Origin of the sequence: Streptomyces sp. FH025, assembly GCF_017427025.1 — a bacterium.
Classification (GTDB): Bacteria; Actinomycetota; Actinomycetes; order Streptomycetales; family Streptomycetaceae; genus Kitasatospora.
In genome coordinates, this window is the sequence record NZ_JAFLNG010000218.1 from 1 (window position 1) to 10,816 (window position 10,816).

Annotated in this window: 10 protein-coding genes; 9 read left to right on the forward strand and 1 reads right to left on the reverse strand. The window is 72.0% G+C overall.

The window, feature by feature from the left end:
- Positions 1–150 precede the first annotated feature (150 nt).
- The 3 genes from alaS (at position 151) to mltG (J0670_RS17405) (ending at position 4,712) form a co-directional block, all read left to right on the forward strand.
- Complete coding sequence (alaS, locus tag J0670_RS17395) at positions 151–2,820, forward strand: alanine--tRNA ligase (RefSeq protein ID WP_207812517.1); 2,670 nt, start codon at positions 151–153, stop codon at positions 2,818–2,820.
- Positions 2,820–3,311 carry a Holliday junction resolvase RuvX gene (ruvX, locus tag J0670_RS17400; RefSeq protein ID WP_207812518.1) on the forward strand — a complete coding sequence of 164 codons (492 nt, stop codon included), beginning with the start codon at positions 2,820–2,822 and terminating at the stop codon, positions 3,309–3,311. The genes alaS and ruvX overlap by 1 nt, the downstream gene beginning before the upstream one ends.
- Before the next feature lie 174 nt (positions 3,312–3,485).
- Positions 3,486–4,712, forward strand: a complete 1,227-nt coding sequence (mltG, locus tag J0670_RS17405; protein ID WP_207812519.1) for an endolytic transglycosylase MltG — start codon at positions 3,486–3,488, stop codon at positions 4,710–4,712.
- Positions 4,713–4,908: 196 nt separating this feature from the next.
- On the opposite strand, the gene J0670_RS17410 is transcribed toward mltG (J0670_RS17405), so the two are convergent.
- On the reverse strand, positions 4,909–5,346 hold the full coding sequence (locus J0670_RS17410; protein ID WP_207812520.1) for a hypothetical protein: 438 nt from the start codon (positions 5,344–5,346) through the stop codon (positions 4,909–4,911).
- On the opposite strand from J0670_RS17410, the gene mltG (J0670_RS17415) reads away from it, so the two are divergent.
- The 6 genes from mltG (J0670_RS17415) to J0670_RS17440 form a co-directional block, all read left to right on the forward strand.
- Positions 5,308–6,732, forward strand: coding sequence for an endolytic transglycosylase MltG (gene mltG, locus J0670_RS17415; RefSeq protein ID WP_207812521.1), 1,425 nt, complete (start codon positions 5,308–5,310; stop codon positions 6,730–6,732). The two genes, J0670_RS17410 and mltG (J0670_RS17415), sit on opposite strands and share 39 nt — an antisense overlap.
- A gap of 34 nt (positions 6,733–6,766) precedes the next feature.
- Positions 6,767–7,597: a shikimate dehydrogenase gene (locus J0670_RS17420; RefSeq protein WP_207812522.1), complete on the forward strand. Its 831-nt coding sequence runs from the start codon at positions 6,767–6,769 to the stop codon at positions 7,595–7,597.
- A gap of 160 nt (positions 7,598–7,757) precedes the next feature.
- Positions 7,758–8,942 carry a chorismate synthase gene (aroC, locus tag J0670_RS17425; protein ID WP_207812523.1) on the forward strand — a complete coding sequence of 395 codons (1,185 nt, stop codon included), beginning with the start codon at positions 7,758–7,760 and terminating at the stop codon, positions 8,940–8,942.
- On the forward strand, positions 8,939–9,460 hold the full coding sequence (locus J0670_RS17430) for a shikimate kinase (RefSeq protein ID WP_207812524.1): 522 nt from the start codon (positions 8,939–8,941) through the stop codon (positions 9,458–9,460). Before aroC ends, J0670_RS17430 begins: the two co-directional genes overlap by 4 nt.
- Positions 9,453–10,544 (forward strand): 3-dehydroquinate synthase, encoded by a 1,092-nt coding sequence (aroB, locus tag J0670_RS17435; protein ID WP_207812525.1) that lies wholly within the window; start codon positions 9,453–9,455, stop codon positions 10,542–10,544. The genes J0670_RS17430 and aroB overlap by 8 nt, the downstream gene beginning before the upstream one ends.
- 8 nt (positions 10,545–10,552) lie before the next feature.
- Positions 10,553–10,816 (forward strand): type II 3-dehydroquinate dehydratase (locus tag J0670_RS17440; protein WP_207812526.1); only part of this gene is annotated, 264 nt, incomplete at its 3' end.

A 10,816-nucleotide genomic window follows, 5' to 3' on the forward strand; every position in this document is an offset into this window, starting at 1 on the left:
CCCCTCGCGCGAGCCGCAGTACCGAGCTATCTCGGCGGCGCCCGGTAGCCCGGCCGCCGCCCTGCCTCCCGCCCGCACCATCCCCCAGACCATTGAAGAAACGCCCCGCCGAGCCCTGCCGCGGGGCGGAACGAACCGGAAGGACCACTAATGGAGTCGGCTGAGATCCGCCGCCGCTGGCTGCGCTTCTTCGAGGAGCGCGGCCACACCGTCGTTCCGTCGGCGTCCCTGGTCGCCGACGACCCCACCCTGCTGCTCGTCAACGCCGGCATGGTGCCGTTCAAGCCCTACTTCCTGGGCGAGGTCAAACCGCAGTTCTCGCGCGCCACCAGCGTCCAGAAGTGCGTGCGCACGCTGGACATCGAGGAGGTCGGGAAGACCACCCGGCACGGCTCCTTCTTCCAGATGTGCGGCAACTTCTCCTTCGGCGACTACTTCAAGGAAGGCGCCATCAAGTTCGCGTGGGAGCTGCTCACCACTCCCGTCGCGGACGGCGGCTACGGCCTGGAGAAGGAGAAGCTCTGGATCACCGTCTACAAGGACGACGACGAGGCCGAGCAGATCTGGCGTGACGTCATCGGCGTGCCGTCGGAGCGCATCCAGCGCCTCGGCATGAAGGACAACTTCTGGTCGATGGGCGTCCCCGGCCCGTGCGGCCCGTGCTCGGAGATCAACTACGACCGCGGCCCCGCGTACGGCGAGGAGGGCGGCCCGGCCGTCAACGGCGAGCGCTACCTGGAGATCTGGAACCTGGTCTTCATGCAGTACGAGCGCGGCCACGGCGACGGCAAGGACGGTTTCGAGATCCTCGGCGACCTGCCGAGCAAGAACATCGACACCGGCCTCGGCCTGGAGCGCCTCGCCGCCATCCTCCAGGGCGTCGACAACCTCTTCGAGATCGACACCAGCCGGATGATCCTGGACCGCGCGGCCGCGCTCACCGGCCACTCCTACGGCGCGGACCACAAGTCGGACGTCTCGCTGCGCGTGGTCACCGACCACATCCGCACCGCGCTGATGCTGGTCGGCGACGGCGTCACCCCCGGCAACGAGGGCCGTGGCTACGTGCTGCGCCGCATCCTGCGCCGCGCCATCCGCAACATGCGCCTGCTGGGCGCCACCGAGCCGGTGGCCAAGGAGCTCATCGACATCGCCATCAAGGCGATGGCCCCGCAGTACCCGGAGCTGGAGACCGAGCGCAAGCGCATCGAGACGGTCGTCGTCGCCGAGGAGGCGGCCTTCCTCCAGACCCTGAAGGCCGGCACCAACCTGCTGGACGCCGCGGTCACCGAGACCAAGCAGTCCGGCGGCGTGGTGCTCTCCGGCGACCAGGCGTTCAAGCTGCACGACACCTACGGCTTCCCGATCGACCTCACCCTGGAGATGGCCGAGGAGCAGGGCCTCCAGGTGGACGAGGCCGGCTTCCGCCGCCTGATGCAGGAGCAGCGGGACCGCGCCAAGGCGGACGCCAAGGCGAAGAAGATGGGCCACGCCGACGTCGCCGCCTACCGCGACGTCGCCGACAAGGCCGGCGCGAGCGTCTTCACCGGTTACACGCTGACCGAGAACGAGGCCACCGTGGTCGGCCTGCTGGTGGACGGCGTTCCGGCGCCGGCCGCCTCGGAGGGCGACGAGGTCGAGCTCATCCTCGACCGCACCCCGTTCTACGCCGAGGGCGGCGGCCAGCTCGCCGACCACGGCCGGATCCGGCTGGAGTCCGGCGCGGTGGTGGAGATCCGCGACGTGCAGCAGCCCGTCCCGGGTGTCATCGTGCACTCCGGCGGGGTGCTGTTCGGCGAGGTCGTGCTGGGCGCCTCGGCGTACGCCACGATCGACACCGAGCGCCGTCGGGCGATCGCCCGCGCCCACTCGGCCACCCACCTGACCCACCAGGCGCTGCGTGACGCGCTCGGCCCGACGGCCGCCCAGGCCGGCTCCGAGAACGCCCCGGGCCGCTTCCGCTTCGACTTCGGGTCGCCCGCGGCCGTGCCGGGCAGCGTGCTGGTGGACGTCGAGCAGAAGATCAACGACGTGCTGGGCCGCGAGCTGGAGGTCACCGCCGAGGTCATGACGATGGACCAGGCCCGCAAGGCCGGCGCCATCGCGATGTTCGGCGAGAAGTACGGCGACGAGGTCCGGGTCGTCTCGATCGGCGACTTCTCCAAGGAGCTGTGCGGTGGCACGCACGTCGGCAACACCGCCCAGCTGGGCCTGGTGAAGCTGCTCGGTGAGTCCTCGATCGGTTCCGGCGTGCGCCGCGTGGAGGCGCTGGTCGGCGTCGACGCGTACCGCTTCCTGGCCCGCGAGCACACCGTGGTCTCCCAGCTCACCGAGCTGGTCAAGGGCCGCCCGGAGGAGCTGCCGGAGAAGATCTCGGGCATGCTCGCCAAGCTCAAGGACGCCGAGAAGGAGATCGAGCGCTTCCGCGCCGAGAAGGTGCTGGCCGCCGCGGCGGGCCTGGCCGACTCGGCCGAGGACGTGCACGGCATCGCCGTGGTCGCGGCGCAGGTCGCCGACGGCGTGGGCGCGGACGAGCTGCGCAAGCTGGTCCTGGACGTACGCGGTCGCCTGGGCTCGCGCCCGGCCGTGGTCGCCGCGTTCACCGTGGCGAACGACCGCCCGCTGACCGTGATCGCCACCAACGAGGACGCCCGCGGTCGCGGCATCAAGGCCGGCGAACTGGTCCGGACCGCCGCCAAGACCCTCGGCGGCGGCGGTGGCGGCAAGGACGACGTCGCCCAGGGCGGTGGCTCCAACCCGGCCGCGGTCGGCGAGGCCATCGCGGCGGTGCGCGGCCTGGTGGCGGAGCGCGCTTCCTGATGGAGATCGGGGAGGGGCCCTGGAGGCCCCCATTCCGACGGGGGCGGCGGATCGCCGTCGACGTCGGTGACGCCCGGATCGGGGTCGCGTCCTGCGACCCCGACGGGGTGCTCGCCACGCCGGTGGAGACCGTCCCGGCCGGGGTGAAGTCGCAGGCCAGGATCGCCGCGATCGTCGAGGAGTACGACGCGATCGAGGTGATCGTCGGGCTGCCGCGCTCGCTCAGCGGCAAGGAGGGCCCGGCGGCGGAGAAGGTCCGGGCGTACGCGGCGCGGCTGGCCAACCGGCTCTATCCGGTGCCGGTGCGGCTGGTGGACGAGCGGATGTCGACCGTCACCGCGACCCACGGGCTGCGCGCCTCCGGGGTCAAGGCGAAGAAGGGCCGTTCGGTGGTCGACCAGGCCGCCGCGGTGGTGATCCTCCAGACCGCCCTTGAGTCCGAACGGGTGAGCGGACGCCCGCCCGGTGAGAGCGTCGAGGCGGCCGGCTGACCGGCCTGTTCTAACGTCCCGGTTGAGGGGTCCGTGCGGACGCGTCCGCACGGACCCCTCTTCTTTTCGTTTCTTTTCGTTCGACTCTGTTGCCGTTCCGGACCGATCCCAGGTCGATCCGGAACGGCACGGACCGACTCGGACCGATTCGAGACCGCCGAGGGGACGCGAGCCATGACCGACCAGGACTTCCACCCGGGGCTCACACCCGGGCACCTGGGTGCGCCGGTGCTGGAGCCGGAGGGTCGCCCTCCGGGTGCGCCCCGGCCGCGCTTCGATGCGCCGGATCCGCACCGACGGCGTAACGGACTGGCCTGCGGGCTGACCGCGCTCGCGCTGGTCGCGGTGTTCGGCGGGGGCGGACTGACGGCCTACACCTGGTACCAGGCCCAGCGCAGACCCCCGGCCGCCGCCGACTTCGCGGGGCAGGGCGACGGCAGCGTCCAGGTCTCGGTGCCGGAGGGCGCGGGCCTGACCCAGATCGCGTCCGCGCTGGTCCGCAACGGCGTGGTGGCCAGCTCGCTCGCCTTCACCCGGGCGGCCCGGGGCAGCGCGGCGGCCGCCGGGCGGATCCAGCCGGGCACCTACACGCTGAAGCAGAAGATGTCGGCGGCCGCCGCTCTGGCCATCCTGATCGACCCGGCCAATGCCAACGGCCTGACCATTCCCGAGGGTTGGCGCGGTTACCAGATCTACGCGGCGATCGACAAGAAGCTCAACCTGCCGCCGGGCACCGCCCAGCGCACCGCCCAGGAGAAGGCCGCCGAGCTGGGTCTGCCGGACTTCACCAACGGCAGCCCGGAGGGCTACCTGTTCCCGGCGAAGTACAGCGTCACCGACGGGACCACCGCACTGGACCTGCTGAAGCAGATGGTCGAGCGGGCCGGCAAGGAGTTCAGCCGGGACGACGCCCTCGTCGTCGCGCAGAACTTCGGGCAGAGCGTGTACGGGCTGGTCACCGTGGCCAGCATGGTCCAGGGCGAGGCCGACAACACCGAGGACATGGGCAAGGTCGCTCGGGTCATCTACAACCGGCTGGCCAAGGGCATGCCGCTCCAGCTGGACTCCACGATCAACTACGCGCTCGGTCGATCGACTCTGAACACCACCGTCACCGACACCAGGCTGGACTCCCCGTACAACACCTACGTGCACGCGGGACTGCCGCCGTCCCCGATCTCCAACCCGGGGCGGCAGGCGATCATGGCGGCATTGGACCCGACGCCGGGGGACTGGCTGTACTTCGTGACCGTGAAGCCCGGGGACACCCGCTTCACCGACAGCTTCGACGTGCAGCAACGCAACGTGGCGGAGTTCAACGCCAACCTGGCTTCGGCCAAGTCGGGGGCCTCGGCGTCCGGCTCCCCGTCCGGTTCGGCCACGCCTGCGGCGACGCCGTGACGGGTCCGTGACGGCCTCGTGTGCCGAGGGTGAGGTCGCTCACTGACGGTACGTCCGCCCGGGCGGAGGTATGGCTGCGGTACGGTAACGTCTCCTCCCAGGCGCTGCGCTAGCACGCCGGTTCGAGAATCAGCCGGGACGACGCCGTCCCGGACGGCCGGTCCGATCCTCCGGCCGTCACCGTCGGTTAAGGGGATCAATGACCGATCTGGGTCGGGGCTACGGCCCCCAGGGCGAGCCGTGGCACCCCGGTGATCCCGGGTACGGCGGCCAGCAGCCGGTCCCCGGCCAGCAGGACGGCCAGTGGCAGCAGCAGTACCCGCAGCAGCAGGGCCAGCAGGGCCAGCAGGCCCAGCAGCCGTACGGGGACGTGCAGCAGGGGTACGCGCAGCAGCAGGCGCAGCAGGGCATGGCGCCCCAGCAGGGATACCCGCAGGGGTACCAGCAGCAGGGTTATCCGCAGCAGCAGGTGCCGCAGCAGGGTTTCCAGCAGGGGTACCAGCAGCAGGGCTACCCCCAGCAGCAGGTGCCGATGCAGCAGGGGATGCCCCAGCAGCAGATGGTGCAGCAGGGCTACGCCCAGCAGCAGGTGCCGATGCAGCAGCAGGGCGTGCCGCAGCAGATCGTGCCGCAACAGCAGGTCCCGCAGCAGCCCGTTCAGCAGCGGGCGCCGCAGGCCGAGCCCGCCGCGCCGGCCTCGGGCCCGGGCCCGGACGGCATCGACTGGGAGGCCGAGGCCGCCGCGCTGGAGTCCGGCGCCGACCCGGTGGGCGCCGCGCACGAGGTCGAGACCGAGGAGTGGGACGGCCACGAGGACGCCCACCCGGAGGACGGCGGGTACCTCGACGAGCACGCCGAGGCCGAGGACGTCGGCTTCCTCGGTGAGCAGGACGACTCGCGCGAGGCGAAGAAGAAGCGCAAGGAGAAGGGCAAGAAGGCGGGCCGCCGCAACGGCGGCGCCTGTCTGCTGGTCGCCCTGGTGCTGCTCGGCGCCCTGGGCGGGGCCGGCTGGTGGGGCTACGGCTTCTACCAGGACCACTTCGGACCGCCGCCGGACTACACCGGCGAGGGCACCGGCTCCGTCCAGGTCGAGGTCAAGAAGGGCGCGGTCGGCGGGCAGATCGGCCTGGCGCTGAAGAATGCGGGCGTGGTCAAGAGCGTCGACGCGTTCACCAAGGCCTGCAACGCCGAGCCCAAGTGCGGCACCATCCAGTACGGCTTCTACGGGCTGAAGAAGGAGATGCCGGCCGACGCCGCGCTCAAGGAGCTGCTCGCCCAGGCGGGCGGCGCGGGGATCGTGGTCCCGGAGGGCAAGAACTCCACCGAGATCTACACCCTGATCGACTCCAAGCTGAAGTTGGAGCCGGGCACCACGGCGGGCGTCGCCAAGAACCAGGTCAACGACCTCGGCCTGCCGGCGTACGCGAACGGCAACATCGAGGGCTTCCTCTGGCCGACCCGCTACAACCTCGCCGAGGGCATGAAGCCCGAGGACCTGCTCAAGCAGATGGTGAAGAACGCCACCGAGAAGTACGCCAACCTGGACTCCCAGGCCGCCTCGGTGGGGCTGAAGACCGGTTACGAGGTGCTCATCGAGGCGAGCATCCTCCAGCGCGAGGGCAACAACAAGGACGACTTCGCCAAGATGGCCAAGACCATCCAGAACCGGCTGGCCGCCGGCGGCGAGATCAACCACCGGCTCGGCATGGACACCACGCTCCAGTACTCGCTGGGCCGCAAGGACCTCGACCGGAAGGACATGGACGACGCGTCCAACAAGTACAACACCTACATCAACCCGGGCCTGCCGCCCGGTCCGATCTCCAACCCCGGTGACGACGCGCTCAACGCGGTGCTGCACCCGGCGGACGGAAAGTGGCTGTACTTCATCGCGATGTCCCCGACCGACACCCGGTTCGCCGAGACGAGCAAGGAGCACTACGCCAACGTCAAGGAGTACTGCCAGTCGGCCGGGCAGGGCTTCGACGAGGCGCGCGGCCACTGCACCACCAAGAAGTAGCCACGGCCGGACGACAGTTCGCGGAGAGGCAGCGTTGACCAGCAAGCACCGGGCGGCCGTTCTCGGCTCGCCGATCGCCCACTCGCTCTCGCCGGACCTGCACCGGGCCGCCTTCGCGGCGCTCGGGCTGGGCGGCTGGCGCTACGACCGGTTCGAGGTGGACGAGGCCGCGTTGCCCGGCTTCGTCGCCGGGCTGGACGAGGCCGAGTGGGCCGGGCTGTCGCTGACCATGCCGCTCAAGCGGGCGATCATCCCGCTGCTCGACGAGGTCAGCGACACGGCCCGCTCGGTGGACGCGGTGAACACGGTGGTGTTCACCGCCGACGGGCGCCGCACCGGGGACAACACCGACGTCCCCGGGCTGGTGAACGCGCTGCGCGAGCGCGGCATCACCGAGGTGTCGGCCGCCGCCGTCCTGGGTGCCGGGGCCACGGCCTCCTCCGCGCTGGCGGCGCTCGGCCAGATCTGCACCGGCGAGGTGACGGTCTACGTGCGCAGCGCCGAGCGGGCCCGGGAGATGGCCGAGCTGGGCGAGCGGCTGGGCCTCGCGCTCCGCACCGCCGACTGGGAGCGCGGCGCCGAGGCGCTGGAGCGGCCGCTGACCGTCTCCACCACGCCGGTCGGGGCGACCGACGCGTTCGCGGGCGCGCTGCCCGCCGCGCCGGGGGCGCTGTTCGACGTGCTGTACCACCCGTGGCCGACCGCGCTGGCCGCCGCCTGCGCCGAGCGCGGGTCGACCGTCCTCGGTGGGCTGGACCTGCTGGTGCACCAGGCGGTGCTGCAGAGCGAGGCCTTCACCGGGCGGGTGCCCGGCCCGCTGGCGGCGATGCGCGAGGCGGGGGAGAAGGCGTTGGCCGGGCGCTGAGCCCCAGGGCGCCGAGCGATGGCCGGATCGTGACCCGTTGCCGTCCGTCACGCGGACTGTGCCCGCAGGGGCCGTCGGGGCATGAAAGGATTCACTCGGAAGGCACGTCTGGGCGGGCCGCGGCGGTGCCGTGGGCCGGCCCGCTGATGAAGGAGCTCCGTTGGGTACGTTGCGCTGGCTGACGGCGGGGGAGTCGCACGGCCCCGCACTCGTCGCGACGCTGGAAGGCCTGCCCGCCGGTGTACCGGTCACCACCGCCGTGGTGGCCGACGCGCTGGCGCGCCGCCGGCTCGGCTACGGCCGTGGTGCGCGGATGAAGTTCGAGCAGGACGAGGTCACCTTCCTCGGCGGGGTCCGGCACGGTCTGACCATGGGCAGCCCGGTGGCGATCATGGTCGGCAACACCGAGTGGCCGAAGTGGGAGCAGGTCATGTCGGCCGACCCGGTCGAGCCCGAGGTGCTGGCGGGCCTGGCCCGCAACGAGGCGCTGACCCGCCCCCGGCCCGGCCACGCCGACCTGGCCGGCATGCAGAAGTACTCGATCGACGAGGCCCGGCCGATCCTGGAGCGCGCCAGCGCCCGGGAGACGGCCGCCCGGGTCGCGCTGGGCGCGGTCGCCCGCTCGTACCTGCGCGAGGTGGCCGGGATCGAGATCGTCTCCCACGTGGTCGAGCTGGCCGCCGCCAAGGCGCCGGCCGGCGTGCTGCCGCTGCCCTCGGACGAGGCCCGGCTGGACGCCGACCCGGTGCGCTGCCTGGACGCGGACGCGTCGAAGGCGATGGTCGCCGAGATCGACCAGGCCCACAAGGACGGCGACACCCTCGGCGGCGTGGTCGAGGTCCTCGCGTACGGCCTGCCGGTGGGCCTCGGCTCGCACGTGCACTGGGACCGCCGCCTGGACGCCCGGCTGGCCGCCGCGCTGATGGGCATCCAGGCGATCAAGGGCGTCGAGGTCGGCGACGGCTTCGAGCTGGCCCGGGTGCCGGGTTCGAAGGCGCACGACGAGATCGTCCCGACGCCCGAGGGCGTCAAGCGCACCTCCGGCCGCTCCGGCGGCACCGAGGGCGGCCTGTCCACCGGTGAGGTGCTGCGGGTGCGCGCGGCGATGAAGCCGATCGCCACCGTGCCGCGGGCGCTGCAGACCCTGGACGTGCGCACCGGTGAGCCCGCCAAGGCGCACCACCAGCGCTCGGACGTCTGCGCGGTGCCCGCCGCGGGCATCGTCGCCGAGGCGATGGTCGCGCTGGTGCTGGCCGACGCGGTGAACGAGAAGTTCGGCGGCGACAACGTCTCCGAGACCCGCCGCAACGTGCAGGGCTACCTCGACCACCTGATCATCCGATGACGTCTCCGATCGTGGTGCTGGTCGGCCCGCCCGGCAGTGGCAAGTCCACCGTCGGGCGGGCCCTGGCCGAGCGCCTGGACGTCGCCTTCCGGGACACCGACGCCGACGTCGAGGCGGTGGCCGGCAAGCCCATCCCGGAGATCTTCATCGACGAGGGCGAGCCGCACTTCCGCGAGCTGGAGGTCCGCGCGGTGCGCGCGGCCGCGGCGGAGCACGACGGGGTGCTGGCGCTCGGCGGCGGAGCGGTGCTGGCCGAGGCCACCCGTGAGCTGCTGCGGGAGCTGCCGGTGGTCTTCCTGGAGGTCCCGCTGGGCGACGCGGTCAAGCGGACCGGCCTGGACGCCCCGCGCCCGCTGCTGGCCGTCAACCCGCGGGCTCGCTGGCGCGAGCTGATGGAGGCCCGCCGCCCCCTCTACCTCGACGTGGCCACCGTGGTGGTCGACACCGCCGGACGCACCCCCGAGCAGGTCGCGGACGCCGTACTGGAAGCACTGGAGCTGAAGACCCCCCATGACTGACACCACCGTCAGGATCCACGTCGGCGGCAGCGCCGGCCACGACCCGTACGACGTGCTGATCGGGCACCAGCTGCTCGGTGAGCTGGCGCCGCTGATCGGCGCCCGGGCCAAGCGGGTCGCGATCATCCACCCGGAGGCGCTGACCGCCACCGCCGACGCCATCCGCGAGGACCTGCTCGGCGAGGGCTACGAGGCGATCGTGCTCCAGGTGCCGAACGCCGAGGAGGCGAAGAGCGCCGAGGTCGCCGCGTACTGCTGGTCGGTGCTCGGGCAGACCGGCTTCACCCGCAGCGACGTCATCCTCGGCCTCGGCGGCGGTGCCACCACCGACCTGGCCGGCTTCGTCGCGGCCACCTGGCTGCGCGGGGTGCGCTGGATCTCCATGCCCACCACGCTGCTCGGCATGGTGGACGCGGCCGTCGGCGGCAAGACCGGCATCAACATCGCCGAGGGCAAGAACATGGTCGGCGCCTTCCACCCGCCGGTGGGCGTGCTGGCCGACCTCGGCACCCTGGAGACCGTGCCCAAGCACGACTACGTCTCCGGCCTCGCCGAGGTCATCAAGTGCGGCTTCATCGCCGACCCGGCCATCCTCGACCTGATCGAGGCCGACCCGGAGGGCGCCAGGACCCCGGCCGGCCCGCACACCGTCGAGCTGATCCGCCGGGCCATCCAGGTCAAGGCCGACGTGGTCTCCGGAGACCTCAAGGAGTCCGGCCGCCGCGAGATCCTCAACTACGGCCACACCCTCGGCCACGCCATCGAGCGCAACGAGCGCTACAAGTGGCGGCACGGCGCGGCGATCTCCATCGGCATGGTCTTCGCCGCCGAACTCGGCCGCCTGGCCGGGCGGTTGGACGACGAGACGGCCGACCGGCACCGTACCGTGCTGGCCTCGGTCGGCCTGCCGCTGACCTACCGGGCGGACGCCTGGCCGAAGCTGCTGGACGCGATGAAGATCGACAAGAAGTCGCGCGGCGACCTGATCCGCTTCATCGTGCTGGACGGCCTCGGCAAGACCTCCGTCCTGGAGGGCCCGGACCCGTCCCTGCTGGTCGCCGCGTACGCGGAGGTCTCGGCGTGACCAGGGTGATGGTGCTCAACGGCCCCAACCTGGGCCGACTGGGCAGCCGCGAGCCGGACGTCTACGGCGCCACCTCGTACGCCGGGCTGGTCGAGCGCTGCACCGCGCTGGGCAAGGAGTTCGGCTTCGAGGTCGAGGTGCACGAGACCAACTCCGAGCAGCAGATGGTGGAGTGGCTGCACGAGGCGGCCGACGGGCAGGTGCCCGTGGTGATCAACCCGGGCGCCTTCACCCACTACTCGTACGCGATGCGGGACGCCGCCGCGCAGCGC

Excerpts from the sequence above, each read along its gene's own strand:
- alaS (WP_207812517.1), top strand. The coding sequence starts at position 151 with ATGGAGTCGGCTGAGATCCGCCGCCGCTGGCTGCGCTTCTTCGAGGAG.
- ruvX (WP_207812518.1), top strand. The coding sequence starts at position 2,820 with ATGGAGATCGGGGAGGGGCCCTGGAGGCCCCCATTCCGACGGGGGCGG.
- mltG (WP_207812519.1), top strand. The coding sequence starts at position 3,486 with ATGACCGACCAGGACTTCCACCCGGGGCTCACACCCGGGCACCTGGGT.
- mltG (WP_207812521.1), top strand. The coding sequence starts at position 5,308 with ATGCAGCAGCAGGGCGTGCCGCAGCAGATCGTGCCGCAACAGCAGGTC.
- J0670_RS17430 (WP_207812524.1), top strand. The coding sequence starts at position 8,939 with ATGACGTCTCCGATCGTGGTGCTGGTCGGCCCGCCCGGCAGTGGCAAG.
- aroB (WP_207812525.1), top strand. The coding sequence starts at position 9,453 with ATGACTGACACCACCGTCAGGATCCACGTCGGCGGCAGCGCCGGCCAC.